We start from the raw sequence: 17,231 nt of genomic DNA on the forward strand, positions 1-17,231 counted from the left end.
TTTTCACAAAAAGCTTTCCTAATTAATAGAAGAGGGCAGATTTTTTTACACCCTAAATTTATTTAGGACAGCTGTGAAATCAAGTATTAAAACTCTTTATCGTAAGTACGTTTCCAATGATTATTGCGATCCATTGGTGTCTCTTTGACTTTGTATTCTAAACGAATACCGTTAAGGCGGCGACGTTTTATACGTTTGTTGACTTCATCACGAAATGCAATTCCTGTTATTTGATAAATTCCAAATGCTGTACCCACGTATTTACTATTAATAGCATCATCATCGACAAGCTCCAAGTCAAAAAAGCAGTTAAGGTAATCTTTCCAAAAGAAAATAGGATTCTCCTCCTTATCTTGCATACTATCTGCTCCATAGCAGTCTTCATCGAAAATTTCAAAGTGATCGGCTAACACTTTATTAGTCTTAACCAAAAAGTCTGCAGCAACTACAGGATCTTCAATAGGTAAAATCGAAATAACATCACGTTCTTCCAACACATCGTACATAGCATGCTCCGTAAAGCAATTTACCATATTCTCCAACAAATCCTCGATATTATTAAACATTTTAGCCATAAGACAAAGGTAAAAACTATTTTCTTAAATAATGGCTACTAAAATTGGGATAACACACAAGCATTTCGAAATAAAAAGTATATTTAAGGATACATAAACCTTAATTATAAAAAATACACAAAAATGATTGAAGTAAAACCTAATCCATTAATGTTGGAATACAATGGTACCTATGGAGAATATGGAGGCGCCTTTATTCCACCCGTTTTAGAGCCACAACTCGCAAAACTTGCTTCATTTTTCGATGATCAAGCAGGTCAGGAAGAGTTTAAAAAAGAATTTATTAGCATTCTTAAAAATTATGTGGGCCGTCCCTCCGCTTTATACTATGCGAAGAATATAAGTGACTATGTCGGTTCAAAGATTTATTTAAAACGCGAAGACCTTAATCATACAGGATCACATAAAATCAACAATTGTATCGGTCAGATATTATTGGCTAAAAAAATGGGTGCTACCGAAATTATTGCAGAAACTGGTGCCGGACAGCATGGCGTCGCTACTGCTACAGCTGCCGCAATATTTGGGATTCCATGTAAAGTTTTTATGGGAGAAATCGATGTGGAGCGTCAAGCATTGAATGTACGTAGGATGCGCCTGCTTGGTGCTGAGGTAATCCCTACAAACTTGGGTAGCCGTACATTGAAAGATGCGGTTGATGCTGCTTTAGGCTATTACATAGAAAATCCAACTTCTTTTTATCTATTGGGTTCTCATGTAGGTCCACACCCCTACCCTAAGATGGTGGGTTATTTTCAATCCGTAATCGGGCAAGAAGCAAGACAACAAATATTGGAATTTGAAGGAAGATTACCAGATAGCGTATTTGCAGCTGTAGGTGGTGGTTCGAATGCGATTGGTTTGTTTTCAGGATTTCTAAATGATGAGACTGTCGAAATACACGGTGCTGAAGGCGGTGGAGACGGCACATACCCTAACACCGCTGCAACATTATCTTTTGGTAAACCAACAGTTTTCCAAGGAACTAAATCATACTGCTTGGTCGATGACGAAGGAAATCCAATTCCTTCTAAATCTATTGCTGCCGGATTAGATTATCCTGGGATTTCACCGCAGCATGCGCAATTGAAAGACAGTAATCGCGCAAAATATTATCCTGTCACCGATGCTGAAGCAGTAGATGCTTTCAAATTATTATCCAGATTGGAAGGTATTACCACTGCTATCGAAAGTGCTCATGCTGTAGCTTTAGCGATCAAAGTTTTAAAAGACAAAGACCAATTGGCTATTGTGAATGTTTCTGGTAGAGGCGATAAGGATGTAGAAAGAGAAATGTAAAAAAATGGGGGCTTATGCCCCCAATACTTTAACGTGAGTTCGGGATAAGAAAAAAGTAAAATTTATATATTATTTCAATTAGAAAAGGCTTGATTATTGTATACAATTAGCTGACAAGCAGATTGTTACGATTATAAATCAAGCCCTATGTTAAGAGATAAAGTTATAGAAATTTTCGTAAAAGTGGATGATTTTTGCAATGAAATCCGACCTATTCTAGAAGAAAAGCTTTTAGAAGACAGAAAACTTGGTAAACGCAATAGAAAAGGTAGTTTTTGTGAAAGTGAAATGATCAGCTTAATGATCCTTTTTCATTCAGGTCAATTCAGCAATTTGAAGTCTTTTTATGTGCATTATGCATTGCCTCATCTCAAGGATCTTTTTCCTGGATTAACCTCTTACAATAGGTTCGTAGAGCTCCAAACAAAGTGTGCTGTCACTTTTATGCTTTTTGTAAAGATGTGCTGTCCTGGCAAGAGTGAAGGAATTAATTTTATTGATTCTACCCATATAAAGGTGTGCCACAACAGAAGGATACACCAAAACAAAGTTTTCAGAAATACTGCTGAACGGGGGCAGTGTTCCATCGGTTGGTTCTATGGCTTCAAACTACACCTAATTATCAATGATAAGGGAGAAATATTGTCTTTTTACCTTACTAAGGGCAATGTGGATGACAGAAATCTAAAACATATGATGAATATGACCAAGGATATTTTTGGTAAACTATATGGGGATAAGGGGTATATTTCAAAAGCAATGGCGGATATACTCTGGGGAAATGGAATACAGATGGTGACCAAACCTAGAAAAAATATGAAAGGAATGAACTTAAGTCAATCCGATAAAATAATGCTCCGAAAAAGAGCGATTATTGAATGTGTAAATGATGAACTAAAGAACATTTGCAAGCTACAACATACCAGACACAGGTCGGTAAACAACTTCTTGTTAAATATTTTAGGAGCTTTGGCAGCCTATGCTTTTTTTCCTAAAAAACCTTCTTTAAACATTCAGTTTGAACAGCAAGAAAATCAATTATTCCTTGCTGCTTAAACCGAACTCACGTTACTTTAATATTTAATCGGATAATCTTCCATAAACTCAAATTTATAACCTTTAGCAATCAATTTATCGATTAAATTGGAGAGAAGCTTTTTACCTTGGCTTGTTTGAAACATATCGTCATGCATCAAGAACACAACATTATTCGGTTCTTTCGATGATTTATTATTCATAAAGTTAACGATACGACCATACACCATTTCTAGCGGTGTATTAGGAACACCTGTTTGGCTGTTTAGACGCCATTCCACATCCCAACCAAATACTTTGTATCCATCTTTGAAGAGTAAATCTGCTGTAGGTGCAGCATTAGGAATATCAATCTTTCGCTCATTGTCGTATATCCAAATATTGCGCCCTGGAAGACGAGCAACTTTGCTATTAAAAGCAATGTTTTCTTCGTTTTTCTTAAAATCCTGAAATGCTTTAAGACTATCTGTATAAAAAGTTTGCAGTCTATTGTAACCGTGCGTATAACTGTGATTGTAAACCGCTACCAAAGGATTTTCAATGTATAAATTTAAATCGCGCAATCTGTACTTACCCATCGTAGAATGTCTACCTACCACGAATGCGTTTACTTTTATATTTTTAGCACGAGCAATAGAATCGATTGCGCGACTACCCACTAGAGGTCCGTCATCAAATGTTAGATATACATGCTTCGGAAGCTGATCATAGGCCTTACGCAACGAATCCTTTAACATTTTCCTTTGCGTCTTAATATCTACAGGATGAAGAGAATCCACCTGAAAAACAATTTTATTTTTACGCAAAGAATCCCATTTGCTATGTAAAGTTGGCTTTTCGACGATCAATTCTTCAATCCTCTCGACCAAAGAATCAACTTGCTGCGAGCCAAACACAGTACTAGATAAATTATTGCATGAAAAGAAGCCCAAAATTGCGAGAGTTACAGCACTTAATCCCAATAACTCCCCCTTTAATTTCAACATTTTAGAATGTATTAATTTCCACAAAATTAAAAGAAAAAAACTATAGTGAGTTATTTATCTGTAACTAATTATTATAAAATAGTAAGCATACTACTACAATATAAAAAGTCGATTTTCAAAATGAAAACCGACTTTAATTTAATTTAGTAAACAAAACTATTTCAAAAAATTATCTTCTGTGATCGTGTCTATGTCCACGGTGTTTGTCGTGGTGTTTGTGCGATTTTTTATCATATCTGTGTTTCGCTGGACCTTTTCCATTGTGGTGTCGATGCGGCGCATCGCGCAAAACAACTTGATGGTAATTTCTCGTATATCTACCATATTCACTTCTATGGCGTTTGTGGTATTTCCATGGGTTATTGTCATTGATTACCACTTTATATGTACGATACATATCATAGTGACGGTATCGACTTGGTAACTTTGATTTAGTCACCCATCTATTTCCATGAAAATAGGTGTATTTTCTAGATGATACATTGTAGTATACATCAATTTCGGGCATGTAATAATAACGAACGTAGTCATATCCTACTGGACCCCACAGCGGTTGTGAACCGATATTGATGCTCACATTAACTTGAGCTTCCGATGATTTTGAGACAAATAAACCGCCTATGAGTAAAGTGATGTAAAGTAAATTTTTCATATAGCCCTCCTTTTAATTTCTGTGATATTTGAACATATGACCCTTTATATATGCCAAAAGATTAACCAATAAAATGTTAAAATTTGTAAAAGCGGAAGAACATATTCATTTTGAAGTGATTAAATTTCGATTATGTTAAAATCCCACCAATCAAATATCGAAATGCCTTTATAATCTAAATGAAACAGAGATTGTTCATTTTATAGACTCTATAGCTATTCATTACCATATAAAACAAACTCCTTCAGTATTGTAGTATTTTGTTATCTTTGCACAATTTTAAAATCTTACAGCATAAAGAATTTATGGCTTTACAATGTGGTATCGTAGGCCTACCAAACGTAGGTAAATCAACATTATTCAACTGTTTGTCCAACGCGAAAGCACAAGCGGCAAACTTTCCATTCTGTACAATTGAACCAAATGTAGGTGTCATCACTGTACCTGATGAGCGTCTTAATAAATTAGCTGAATTGGTTAATCCACAACGTATCGTTCCAAATACGATTGAAATTGTAGATATTGCTGGTTTGGTAAAAGGAGCTTCTAAAGGTGAAGGTTTAGGCAACCAATTCTTAGGTAATATCCGTACTACAAATGCTATTATTCACGTTTTACGTTGTTTTGATGACGGAAATGTAATTCACGTAGATGGTTCTGTTGACCCTATTCGTGATAAGGAAATTATCGATACTGAACTTCAACTGAAGGATTTGGATACAGTTGTAAAACGTATTCAAAAAGTGGAGAAAATGGCAAAGACAGGTGGTGACAAAGATGCCAAAAAGACTTTCGAAATTCTTTCAGCTGTTAAAGAACATTTAGAAGCTGGTAAATCAGCTCGTACAGCGGCTATCTCTGAAGAAGATTTTGAATATATCGCTGACCTTACTTTATTGACAATAAAACCTGTTTTATACGTTTGTAACGTAGACGAAGCTTCAGTAAATACAGGTAATGCTTACGTAGATCGTGTAAAAGAAGCTGTAAAAGATGAGAAAGCACAGGTTCTAATTATCTCAGCTCAAATTGAGTCTGAAATTGCACAATTGGAAAGCTACGAAGAACGTCAAATGTTCTTAGATGACTTAGGCTTAGAAGAATCAGGCGTTTACAAATTGATTCGTGCAGCTTACTCCTTATTAGACCTAGCGACATATTTCACTGCAGGTGTGCAAGAAGTACGTGCTTGGACGATTGAAAAAGGATTTACTGCACCTCAAGCTGCTGGTGTAATTCATACCGATTTTGAAAAAGGTTTCATCCGTGCAGAAGTAATTAAGTATGCAGACTTTATTCAATACGGATCTGAAAGTGCGGTTAAGGAAGCAGGTAAATTATCTGTAGAAGGCAAAACTTACATCGTAGAAGATGGTGATATCATGCACTTCAGATTCAACGTGTAAAGAATCTTGGTAAAAAAATATAAAGGGTTGATAAATTATCAACCCTTTTTTCATAATTTGAAGTTCAGATTCTGACTAGTAAATTACAGATTAAACAGGTACATTAAGTATATTAGACGTATGAAAATATTAGCTTTTGGAGCGAGTAACAGTTCTCAATCTATCAATAAAAAATTCGTAACAAGTGTTTCCAAGTATTACAAAGAATTGGATGATGTCAAAGAAATCATTGATCTCAATGATTATGCTATGCCTGTTTTTTCGGTAGATCTAGAAAAAGAAATTGGTATTCCGCAACAAGCACGCGACTTCGCTGCAAAAATTGACTGGGCAGATTTTATATTAATTTCTTTTGCAGAGAATAACGGTAATTATAATGCCTGCTACAAGAATATTATCGATTGGGTATCGCGTATCAAAGGACGTAAAATATTCAATGGCAAGCCTGTATTCTTGTTAGCAACATCACCAGGTGCGCGTGGTGGTCAATCTGTTTTGAGCATTGCGGCAGCGCGTCTACCATTTGACGGTGCGGATGTGTTGGATACATTTTCACTTCCAGAATTCAACGCTAATTTTGAAGAAGGAAAAGGCGTAACCAATATGCTCTTACGTAGTCAATTGGAAGCCAAAGTGCGTAAAACAAAACGTACGCTAAAAGAAAAGTTTGAGGGAGGTGCTGAAAACAATAGTTAAACGTATATTGTTGTTGTATTATAACTTTTAAAACGATTGAAAATGGCAAAGAAAATATTATTATTGGTTGGGGATTACGTAGAAGATTATGAAGTAATGGTTCCATTCCAAGCGATGGGTTCTATTGGAATTGACGTGGATGCTATTGCACCAGATCGAATGAAAGGTGATGTAGTGCCTACAGCTGTGCATGACTTCACGGGAGACCAAACGTATAAAGAGTTACGTGGACACAACTTTGTTATTAATAAGGATTTTGATGCGGTCAATCCCGAAGATTATGATGGCTTGTACATCGCTGGTGGTCGTTCTGCCGAATATATTCGATTAAATAAACGTGTAATAGAGATCGTTCAACATTTCTTTGAAGCCGACAAACCGGTTGCGGCAATTTGTCATGGTATTCAAGTATTGACCACAGCGAAAGTATTACAAGGAAGAACATTGACAGCTTATGTAGCAGTAGGCCCAGACATTGAATTAGCAGGAGGAACTTGGAAGAACATTCCAGCAGATCAAGCTGTAGTGGATGGTAACTTAGTGACTTCACCTGCGTGGCCAGGACATCAAGAAATCTTGAAAGAATTCTACAAACTATTAAATATCCAAATAAGTTTCTAAAACACACATGAAGAAAAACAGAAAGGTATGGCTCTTAGCTGTACCTCTTATTATTATATTGGGCTATATGATTTGGGATTCTTATAGTCAACCTGGTATCAAAGATATACCCGGGGAATTTGAAGAGGTAGCATTTGTACGCAATGAGCAAAATAAAGGTGGTATTGAACGTATTTACGCCGTTACTGTAGGTGATCTAACGAATGCTAATTACGATGCTTGTGCTGAGCTTTTTCCAACAAATGATTTCAACAGTGTGACAAGGGTTTTCTTTTTTGACAGAAATAAGCCCTACCCTACTACATTAACTATAGAACCTCCGCATTACGATACTTCGAAATATGAAGCCATCAATATTATCAAGCGACGTGGCTCTAACAATTAGTTAACATCGAATTAATATAAGCGCTACACAGAAGTGGTAAATTTGATTTGACAATACTTACGATATGGGAAGAAAATATATACCTCGGGATATTAGCTGGTTGAGTTTTAATGGACGTGTATTGCAAGAAGCTGCGGACAAAACTGTGCCTTTGATTTCCAGAATTAAGTTTCTAGGTATATTTTCAAACAATCTAGATGAGTTTTTCCGTGTACGTGTAGCAGGCTTGAAACGAGCTTTATTAGTCGACGAAAAAGAAGCTAAACAAATATTTTTCGAAAAGCCACAACTAATTCTTGATGAACTCAATTACAAACTAATCAAGCAGCAAAAGAAGTTTGAAAAAGTATGGTTGAATGTTCAAAAAGAAATGTCAAAAGAGGGCGTTGTCCTAAAGACAACACAGGATCTCGACGAGCAACAACAGAAGTTCGTTAAGGAATTTTATATCAATGAAGTAGAATCCAATCTCATCCCCTTATTATTGGATGAAAACAGACCCATGCCCTATATTCGAGACAAATCATTGTATCTAGGCGTGGCGATGAAAATGAAAGATTGGAATTACGAAACCAATTTTGCAGTTATCGAAATTCCAACAGATAGAATATCTCGTTTTACAATCTTGCCTTCCCCCAAAAATGAGGTGCACTTGATTTTGTTGGAAGACATAATTAAGTTCAATCTTCCGTATATATTCTCCTTTTTTGGTTTTGATGATTTCAAGGCGCATGCATTCAAAATTACGCGCGATGCGGAATTTGATTTGGACAATGATATCAATACCGACATTGCGGAAAAAATTGCTAAAGCAGTTAAAAATCGTCGAAAAGGCAAACCTACTCGATTTGTATTTGACGAGAATATGAGTCAGACGCTAGTGGAATTCTTAATTAAGAAACTCGGCATTTCAAAAAAAGATAGTATTATTCCAGGACAAAAGATTCATAATTTCAAAGATTTTATGAACTTCCCAAATGTCTTTCGTAAGCATATCACGTCTATTGAAAGAACTTCTTTTCACCATCCCGAATTGGAAGATTCGAACCGAATGGCTGATGTGATTGCCAAAAAAGATATTTTGCTCGCGTTTCCATACCACAATTTCGACCATATTATTGATCTTTTGCGCGAGGCGGCTATCGATCCCGATGTGACGTCTATTCAAATCACAGCTTACCGTTTGGCAACTAATTCTAAAATCGGCAATGCCTTGGTCAATGCACATCGCAATGGCAAAGCGGTAACCGTAATGTTGGAGTTGCGTGCGCGTTTTGACGAACAACATAATTTGTACTGGAAAGAGCGTTTCGAAACAGAAGGAATAACAGTCTTGGTTGGGATTCCAAATAAAAAAGTACATGCAAAATTGTGTATTATCAAAAAACGCGTCCAGAATAAGACCATACAGTATGGATTTGTCAGCACGGGAAATATTAATGAGAAAACGGCAAAATTATACGGCGATTTCTGTTTGCTGACCAGCAATAGAGCTGTTATGGCAGATATAAATCGTGTCTTTAAAGTTTTGCGTAAACCGCATTCAAATTTGTATGAAGAATTGACTCCTGGGAAAGGACTACTTTTCTCTCCTACAGATATGCGCGATCAACTTTCTGCACTTATAGACAAAGAGATTAAAGAAGCTCAAGAAGGCCGAAAAGCACATATCATAATAAAAATAAACTCGTTGAGTGATAAGCTACTCATTAAAAAACTCTATGATGCTGCAGAAGCTGGCGTACAAGTGCAATTGATAGTACGTGGTATATATTGTGTAGTGAACCAATCTACCTTTGCGCAACCTATTGAAGCGATCAGTATTGTTGACGAATATCTGGAGCATGCGCGTGTATTATATTTTTACCAATCGGGTAAAGAAATTATGTATTTATCATCTGCGGATTGGATGACCCGTAATTTGGATTATCGCATTGAAGCAGCTCTAAAAATAAATGACCGTAAAATCAAAAGTCAACTTCTATATATTCTTAACATCCAATTGCGTGATAATGTGAAAGCACGTAAACTCAACAATTTATTGAGTAACGAATACATTAAAAACGACGAAGAGGAATGTCGCTCACAAATTGAAATCTATCGATACTTAAAAACTCAATAAATAATTTATTTTGCTAATATTTTTAGTAATTTTACTTTCATGGAAGATAAAGATTACATAAAAGGTAGAGGCGCGCAATACAATCCACAAAATAAGTTTGTGCAGGATGTCTATGGTAAATTTCATATCGAAGCAATAGATTCATTTGAGGATCAATCTTACAAAACTATTTTTATCTCTTCAGAAGCGAAATCTTTAGTACATAAAGTGGAAAGTCCTGACGTGAGTATGGCTTATTCTGCGAATCCCTATCAAGGCTGCGAACATGGCTGTGTCTATTGCTACGCGCGCAATTCGCATCAATATTGGGATATGGGTTCGGGCTTAGATTTTGAACGCAAAATAATAGTAAAAGAGAATGCTGTGGAGCTTTTTGAGAAATTTATAACGCGCAAAAACTGGAACTTTACCCCTATCCATCTTTCTGGAAATACAGATTGCTATCAGCCGATAGAACGTGAAAAAGAATTGACACGCAAAATTCTTCAATCTGCACTATATTACAAACAACCGATAAGTATTATCACAAAAAATGCCCTAATTCTACGTGATAAAGATATTCTCACTGATATGGCAAAATTAGGCTTAATTAAAGTCTATATTTCGCTCAATTCGTTGAAAGAATCCACTCGTCAGAAACTAGAGCCACGCACTGTTACAGCAAAACAACGTCTCCGCGTCATCGAAGAATTATCCTTTTATAATATTCCAATTGGAATAAATGTAGCTCCCATAATCCCAGGATTAACCGATTCTGAGATTCCTCAAGTTCTCAAGGCTGCAGCAAATGCAGGCGCTAAATGGGCAAATTATATTATTGTACGATTAAATGGTCAGATAGGTGAAATTTTCAAAGATTGGCTTAATGTAGCTTATCCCGATAGAAATGATAAAATCTGGAATGCTATTTTAAGTTGTCACAATGGACATGTTAACAATTCTAATTTCGGTGAGCGCATGAAAGGGTCTGGAAATGTTGCTAAAATAATTCGTGATGTCTTTAAATTACACTGTCTAAAAAATAAATTAAACCTATCTCCATTTGAATATGCAAAAATAGAACGTCAAAAATCTATTGATCTTCAACTTAAATTATTCTAAAATTATTGAAATTCAATACCGATTTGTTAAAATTCCGTTAAATGGTGATTTAATTTGTGCTATGGCATAGTGGTTGCATTTTAGAGTGTAATTAATAAAATTTTTGTTACACACTAATTAAATGTTATGAAAAACATTATCAAAATTTTAAGCCTTTTATTTATTACTTTATTTGCATTTTCATCATGTAGCAAAGACGATGATCCAGTAGATAATGATTTGTTTGTGGGGACGTATGAAGGCACTGTACGCTACAATGAAGGGTTAGACGAGGTTAAAAGTTCTACAAATGGGTCTGTACGCGTCGCTAAAGTTGGAGATACATATAACTTCAATTTTTCTGATGGTATTCCTTCATTGAATGGTATAAAAATGGAAAAAGGTGAAGGTAATGTTATAATATTCGAAGGCGGTGCATTAGGTACAATATCTATTTCGGCATCAAATTTGAACATATCTTATACAAAAGATGGGAAAACTTGGTTTGCAGATTGCGACAGGTAAAAAATCTTAAAATCACACTACACTATTTATTATAGGGCTTGAAATAATCAAGCCCTTTTATTTTATAATTATGTAGTTTGCGGTTTATCTGAGAGGCGACGAACAAACAAATTATAGTTTTCGTGCTTCTCGACGTAAACTGACTCGCCCATATCAATAAATCCATCTAGTGCAACAGCATCGTACCATACACCATCAATTTCAATTTTGCCCGATGGACGTAGAACTGTACGTGCAATTCCATTCTTATTAAGTAGGTTAACTTTTGGTACTGACGAAGTATATCCTGTATCTGCACGTTGCTCATCTTCCAATACCAATCGCTTGAAGGTTGAGGATTGCAATAGGTTCTTTCCAAAAATGACCATTAACACGACAGATAAGACCATTGATCCTATTACAATTAAAAAAGAATTCATTAACAAACCAGGTTTAGATATTTTAAAATCAAGAAATTCATTCGATAACATCGAAAATGAAAGTCCACAAAGAACTAGAATTATACCCAAAATACCAGCTACACCAAATCCAGGTATGACCAACACTTCGAGGGCGAGCAATACAACACCAATGACGAATATAGCAATCTCCCAATGATCCGCCAATCCTTGCAAATATAATGGTGCAAAAAATAAGGATGCACAAATTATTGCTAGCACCATCGCAAAACCAATTCCTGGGGTTTGCAACTCAAAATATATACCTGCAATTATCCCAACAATCAATAAACCACTAATTAAAGGATTAACTAAGAAACCAATGATATGATCGATAGTAGTTTTTTGGTAAGCCGTCACTTTTGGCGCATTAATAGCCAATTGTTGGAAAACTTCTTTTTCATTTTTCACCTCCGCATTTATCACATTAGCTTTTACCGCTTCAGAAGCTGTGAACGTTAGGATTTTACCGTCCTCTTTCCACTCGGGCAAAGAAACTGTCGGATCAACAAATGCCTCAGCAATTTTGGGATCTCTACCTTTTGCCTCTGCCGTAGCGCGCATTAATCCACGCATATACGATTGATATTTTTCGGGCATAACTTCCCCTTGCGGATTGACCACACTCGCGGCGCCTATAGAAGCGCCAGTCTGCATAAAGATATAATCTGACGCCAACGATATTAATGTGCCAGCGGAAGCCGCATTATTATTAATATATACTATAGTTCTTATTTGGGAATTTAGCAGCAAAGTTCGAATAGAATCTGCAAAATTTACAGCTCCACCGAAAGTATTCATCTCTATCAAAAAGTAATCTGCTTTATCCAAAATCGCTTGATCATAAGACTTTTTGATGATGCGCCAAGAGTTCGGTCCGACGTCTTCTTTAAGCTCCGTCTTGTAAATGGATTGTGCCTGCGATACAAAAGCTAGAATTAAAAAAGCAAATAAAAGAATAGATTTAGTAAATTTGTGTAGCATATTTCTAAGCATTGGTATGAATAAATATACAATAAATAAAGCATTCGAAAGAAACTTTCCTTTTCCTATATGGAAGATTGAGGTCGATTGTGCCCATGCTCAGATTGCTGTAGAAAGTCGTAATCCAGACTCCACCCTTCCTATTTTTTCGGTTTTTAACTTTGACGGTGCATACACTTTAGAACAGTATGAAGTGGATTCGCGCGAATGGACATTAGAAGATATTCAAGGTGATTACCTTATTCTGAAAAGATTCGGTGACTATTCACCCATTCAGGCAGGTATTCAAGTTGTACATATCCATACTCGAACGTCCGTTTTTACCTATATGGAATATGTGATCAAAGATGTCTATCAAAATACCATTCAGGCTTTTCATCGCTCGATACCATCGGGTATAAGTTTTTACATTGATATTCCGACAGGTGAAATCACAAATAAGTACGAAGGCGAAACACTTTTCCCATTACGGGATATTCATTATCCTATTCCTTTTCAAGGAAAATTACCGTCCTTCCTCAACAACATTTCATATATAGATCAAATTTGGCTACAGCCCTATCGCGATTTATTCTTGTGGTCTTACCATACGCAAACAGCTAACACATATAATTTGAACCTTTCATTATCCTCAAAGAATGAATTATATGACAGTAAACTTATAATAGAAGAAATGGACAAATTAATCCCTCAGCCCTATTTCACTGTCAAAGAGCATATTTTCTTTTTATCAAGTAATAAAATGAAAATTTCCTCCTATTTAGTATAATTGTAAGATATGAAGCAGAACAAAACTATTAAAACGTATCATAAATTAACTTTTCTATTTGTTTTCGGCTTAGCAATTCCAACTTTTGGACATGCTAAATCCATAGATTTGACGGTCAATTCGACATTAGAAATTCCTTTGGATTCTATCCGAACTGAAAATATTAATGGTAAAAGATTTGTAATTCACAAATTAGCATCCAAAGAAACATACTATCAGCTTAGTCGCATATATGGCGTGCCTGTCAATGAAATCATGGCTGCCAACAACAAGAAAAATCTACGCGTAGGCGATTCTGTTCGTATACCACGTGGTGCAGCGATTGAGACACGCCCGACTTTACCGACAGCGTCACCAGTAGCTACTACTAATACACAGAACAGACAAAATAATACGCCTGTATTGATGAATCCGAACGAAATCACCGAGTATAAAGTTGGAAAAAGTGAAACACTTTTTGCTATTTCTCGTCGATTCGGAATTTCAGTCCCTGATATCAAACGTATAAATAATTTGACTTCGGATAGTTTGAGAGAAGGACAAATCCTAAAAATCCCAAATCACGCATTGCCTGAAGAAGAGCCTGAAATTGTTGCGATCGAACCCATTGTGGAAGAAATCGAAGAAAACAATCCTATCGATGATTCTGCTTTCAAACCAAATAAATACGGTATTCGTGAGAACAAAGAAAAAGGTGTTGGCGTATGGCTTAGCGATTTGGAAAATGATGGAAACACGAGTTTGGCTTTGCACAAGACCGCTCCAATCGGAACTATTCTAAAAATTACAAATCCTATGAATAGAAGTGTTACCTTTGCAAAAGTTGTCGGAAAATTTAACGACAATCACGACACACAAGGGGCAATAGTTATTCTATCAAAATCTGTAGCATCATCGATTGGTATCTTGGACAAAAGATTCCAAGTCGAAATCACTTACGGCGTACCCTTGAATTAAGAATTTTTCATTAAATACATTAAATGGACAAACCATACGTAATTGGTATCGCTGGAAGTAGTGGATCTGGCAAAACATTTTTTCTTAAAAGTTTTTTAAATCATTTTGCTGAATCGGATATTACGTTAATCTCGCAAGATGATTATTATATTCCTGCCAATACTAAGACACAGGAAGAAAATAGATTATACAACTTTGATTTGCCTACAGCAATTGATCGTCAAGCTTTTTATATGGACATCAAAGATCTATTCGATGGCAAGACTATTCATAAGGAAGAATACACATTTAATAATCCCAACATCAAACCTAAAGTGCTTGAGATTAAGCCCGCACCGATTTTGATTGTTGAAGGATTATTTATTTTCCACTACGAAGAGGTGAACGAATTGTTGGATTATCGTATTTTTTTGGATGCCAATGAGGATGTAGCGTTAGAACGACGCTTAAAGCGTGATTTGTTGGAGCGTGGTTACGATCATGATGATGTGATGTACAAATGGATAAATCATGTGGTACCTTCCTACAATACTTACCTTCTGCCCTACAGAGAGCATACGGACAAAGTTATAATCAACAACACAGACGATCCGGAAATAATTAATTCGGCAACAGAATTAATTTCCCAAGAGGTAAGAGAAAAATTAAACTTTGTTTAATTTAAAATCATTCTAAATAACTATCTTTGTAGTATGAGCATGCAAAGTGAGTTGAATCAAGACAATTGTTTAATTACAGATATAAAAGAATCAGCAAAAGGATTTAATCCCTTTGCTGATTTTTCATGTTGTGCCCTAAAGAAATGTTGCAAGAAATATAAAAGAGGAAAACGTTGCAAAAAGTGTCCGGATAGGTAGGAATCCTTTATTTCGATTTTAAAACACTTGACTATCATAACTATTCTTTTCTATAAAAATCTTCAGGTAAATTAGAAATTTCACCGTTTGAGGTAGTGTAAAGCGAACTGTGTCATTGGACTCCAATTAGGGTTCGTACTAAGAGGCTGTAAGCCTCGTGTGCGACCCCTAATTGGAGTTGCCGAAGGCTTTAACTCTATGTTCAAATTTAATGTGTAATTGTTGCATTGTCAAGCCCCAGTTGTGGATAGGCATAGTCCATTTTTTAGAGATATCTTTAACCTCAAGGTAAACAAGCTTTAATAATGCTTGATCTGACGTAAATGCCCCTTTTGTTTTTGTTACTTTTCTGATTTGTCGGTGCATAGCTTCGATAGCATTTGTGGTGTAAATAGCTTTACGTATTTCCTGTGAATACTCAAAATAAGTAGAGAGATTACCCCAGTTGTCCAACCATCCCTTGACTGCAAGTGGATATTTTTTACCCCATTTCTCTTCAAACGCTAACAAATTATCATAGCCTTGATCCTGATTATTAGCTTTATAAACAGGTTTTAAGTCAGCTGTAACAGCCTTTTTGTCCTTTTCTGGAATATAACGTAAACTGGTGCGAATCTGATGTACGATGCAGAGCTGTACTTGCGTCTGGGGAAAGACTGTAGCTATTGCTTCGGGAAATCCTTTGAGACCGTCTACACAGGCAACCAAAATATCTTCCACTCCGCGCTGCTGTAGATCAGTAAGAACAGACAACCAGAATTTTGCACCTTCATTTTCCGAAAGATAGATCCCAATCAGGTCTTTCTTTCCTTCTTTATTGATTCCTAAGATATTATAAACCGCGCGACTCTGTACACTCCCGTTTTCTTTAACTTTGAAGTGCATACAATCGAGGAAAACAAATGGATAAATGGATTCCAAAGGACGATTGCGCCATTCGTTCATGGCCGGTATAACTTTATCCGTAATATGAGAAATTTCAGTTGCCGAGATATCCATGGCATACATTTCCTGGACATAGCCGGATATGTCACGAGTACTCATTCCTCGAGCATACATCGCTAAAACACTGTCTTCCAACTCTTCGGTGATGATAAGTTGACGCTTCGCGACAATCTTTGGGTCAAAAGTGCCATTCCGGTCTCGTCCACTCTCCAATTCAAAGTGACCCGATTGAAGGCTCCTTACTGTTTTTTTTGCCTTACCATTTTTACGATTAGGCTCTCCAGAGGCTTTACTCTCTAAAAGATGGTGATCAAGCTCACCTTCCAACATACTTTCCAGAAGGTGTTTCAACATAGGTGCAAAAAGACCGTTTGTACCACCCATTTTTTTTGCCTTCGTAAAAGCCTTTCCATCGCTTCCTCTTTGAAGCGTTCAAAATCAAATTTCTCTTTGTCCATCTACTGTGTCTAATATATAAATAATTTGTGTGACACAGTTGACTTTACACCCTCCCGTTTGATTTAACATAAGCTAATGTTTTATCATCTAATAACTTATATTTCAATGAAATTTCCTCATTTTGAATAGTATAATTGAGGGTCACTACATCTTTACTAATCTCATATTTACCTTTTTGTGTAATTCCTAAATAGCTATTATTTCTATATCTTATTATTTCGTAATTAGAAGATTTGTTAAATAATAATTTCAAATATACTCCTTCTCCAAATACTGATTCAGTTGTTAAATCACTTTTCTTCCAAACTGAATTCGTAATAATTTCTTCTGTTTTTAATATTTGATCCGATTTTTTTGAACAAGCTAATATTATAAACAATAAAACCTGCAAAACAATAAACATTTTCATAATTAATAATTTTTCCTCCAATGTACAAAAAA

18 protein-coding genes are annotated in these 17,231 nt (G+C 35.9%); 12 read left to right on the top strand and 6 right to left on the bottom strand.

Features of this window, described 5'->3' with window-relative positions; all coding sequences use genetic code 11:
• Positions 1-86: 86 nt before the first annotated feature.
• Positions 87-575 (bottom strand): hypothetical protein, encoded by a 489-nt coding sequence (locus tag GOQ16_RS14985; protein WP_160070029.1) that lies wholly within the window; start codon positions 573-575, stop codon positions 87-89.
• Positions 576-698: 123 nt separating this feature from the next.
• Between GOQ16_RS14985 and trpB the strand changes: the two genes are divergently transcribed.
• Positions 699-1,874: a tryptophan synthase subunit beta gene (trpB, locus tag GOQ16_RS14990; RefSeq protein WP_204987495.1), complete on the top strand. Its 1,176-nt coding sequence runs from the start codon at positions 699-701 to the stop codon at positions 1,872-1,874.
• A 147-nt stretch (positions 1,875-2,021) separates the two neighbouring features.
• Positions 2,022-2,930: an IS982 family transposase gene (locus tag GOQ16_RS14995; protein ID WP_160070030.1), complete on the top strand. Its 909-nt coding sequence runs from the start codon at positions 2,022-2,024 to the stop codon at positions 2,928-2,930.
• A 17-nt stretch (positions 2,931-2,947) separates the two neighbouring features.
• Here the strand turns inward: GOQ16_RS14995 and GOQ16_RS15000 are convergent, their stop codons facing one another.
• Both GOQ16_RS15000 and GOQ16_RS15005 read right to left on the bottom strand, forming a co-directional pair.
• Entirely contained in the window at positions 2,948-3,895 is a 948-nt protein-coding gene (locus GOQ16_RS15000; RefSeq protein WP_160070031.1) for a polysaccharide deacetylase family protein, read from the bottom strand.
• 169 nt (positions 3,896-4,064) lie between these two features.
• On the bottom strand, positions 4,065-4,547 hold the full coding sequence (locus GOQ16_RS15005) for a hypothetical protein (RefSeq protein WP_160070032.1): 483 nt from the start codon (positions 4,545-4,547) through the stop codon (positions 4,065-4,067).
• Between the two features lie 305 nt (positions 4,548-4,852).
• Here GOQ16_RS15005 and ychF point away from each other — a divergent pair, with 305 nt between their 5' ends.
• From ychF to GOQ16_RS15040, 7 genes are all read left to right on the top strand, one after another.
• Positions 4,853-5,953 (top strand): redox-regulated ATPase YchF, encoded by a 1,101-nt coding sequence (gene ychF / locus GOQ16_RS15010; protein WP_160070033.1) that lies wholly within the window; start codon positions 4,853-4,855, stop codon positions 5,951-5,953.
• 120 nt (positions 5,954-6,073) lie between these two features.
• On the top strand, positions 6,074-6,649 hold the full coding sequence (locus GOQ16_RS15015) for an NADPH-dependent FMN reductase (protein WP_160070034.1): 576 nt from the start codon (positions 6,074-6,076) through the stop codon (positions 6,647-6,649).
• Positions 6,650-6,691: 42 nt separating this feature from the next.
• On the top strand, positions 6,692-7,270 hold the full coding sequence (locus tag GOQ16_RS15020; RefSeq protein WP_160070035.1) for a DJ-1/PfpI family protein: 579 nt from the start codon (positions 6,692-6,694) through the stop codon (positions 7,268-7,270).
• 7 nt (positions 7,271-7,277) lie between these two features.
• Positions 7,278-7,655 carry a hypothetical protein gene (locus tag GOQ16_RS15025; protein ID WP_160070036.1) on the top strand — a complete coding sequence of 126 codons (378 nt, stop codon included), beginning with the start codon at positions 7,278-7,280 and terminating at the stop codon, positions 7,653-7,655.
• A 64-nt stretch (positions 7,656-7,719) separates the two neighbouring features.
• Positions 7,720-9,777, top strand: coding sequence for a polyphosphate kinase 1 (ppk1, locus tag GOQ16_RS15030; RefSeq protein ID WP_160070037.1), 2,058 nt, complete (start codon positions 7,720-7,722; stop codon positions 9,775-9,777).
• Between the two features lie 39 nt (positions 9,778-9,816).
• A complete protein-coding gene (locus tag GOQ16_RS15035; RefSeq protein ID WP_160070038.1) occupies positions 9,817-10,878 on the top strand; it encodes a PA0069 family radical SAM protein in 1,062 nt (353 codons plus the stop codon).
• 126 nt (positions 10,879-11,004) lie between these two features.
• Positions 11,005-11,382, top strand: a complete 378-nt coding sequence (locus GOQ16_RS15040) for a hypothetical protein (RefSeq protein ID WP_160070039.1) — start codon at positions 11,005-11,007, stop codon at positions 11,380-11,382.
• Between the two features lie 68 nt (positions 11,383-11,450).
• On the opposite strand, the gene GOQ16_RS15045 is transcribed toward GOQ16_RS15040, so the two are convergent.
• Complete coding sequence (locus tag GOQ16_RS15045; RefSeq protein ID WP_160070040.1) at positions 11,451-12,803, bottom strand: NfeD family protein; 1,353 nt, start codon at positions 12,801-12,803, stop codon at positions 11,451-11,453.
• A 16-nt stretch (positions 12,804-12,819) separates the two neighbouring features.
• Here GOQ16_RS15045 and GOQ16_RS15050 point away from each other — a divergent pair, with 16 nt between their 5' ends.
• From GOQ16_RS15050 to GOQ16_RS15060, 3 genes are read left to right on the top strand one after another with little or no spacing between them, the layout of a single operon-like run.
• Positions 12,820-13,572, top strand: coding sequence for a hypothetical protein (locus tag GOQ16_RS15050; RefSeq protein WP_160070041.1), 753 nt, complete (start codon positions 12,820-12,822; stop codon positions 13,570-13,572).
• A 9-nt stretch (positions 13,573-13,581) separates the two neighbouring features.
• Positions 13,582-14,529 (top strand): septal ring lytic transglycosylase RlpA family protein, encoded by a 948-nt coding sequence (locus tag GOQ16_RS15055; protein ID WP_160070042.1) that lies wholly within the window; start codon positions 13,582-13,584, stop codon positions 14,527-14,529.
• A 23-nt stretch (positions 14,530-14,552) separates the two neighbouring features.
• On the top strand, positions 14,553-15,188 hold the full coding sequence (locus GOQ16_RS15060) for a uridine kinase family protein (protein ID WP_160070043.1): 636 nt from the start codon (positions 14,553-14,555) through the stop codon (positions 15,186-15,188).
• A 366-nt stretch (positions 15,189-15,554) separates the two neighbouring features.
• On the opposite strand, the gene GOQ16_RS15065 is transcribed toward GOQ16_RS15060, so the two are convergent.
• Together GOQ16_RS15065 and GOQ16_RS15070 are read right to left on the bottom strand one after the other, a co-directional pair.
• Entirely contained in the window at positions 15,555-16,715 is a 1,161-nt protein-coding gene (locus GOQ16_RS15065; protein ID WP_160070044.1) for an IS256 family transposase, read from the bottom strand.
• A gap of 118 nt (positions 16,716-16,833) precedes the next feature.
• Complete coding sequence (locus tag GOQ16_RS15070; protein WP_160070045.1) at positions 16,834-17,199, bottom strand: hypothetical protein; 366 nt, start codon at positions 17,197-17,199, stop codon at positions 16,834-16,836.
• Positions 17,200-17,231: the final 32 nt, after the last annotated feature.

The organism is Sphingobacterium bovisgrunnientis, from assembly GCF_009829085.1.
GTDB lineage: Bacteria > Bacteroidota > Bacteroidia > Sphingobacteriales > Sphingobacteriaceae > Sphingobacterium > Sphingobacterium bovisgrunnientis.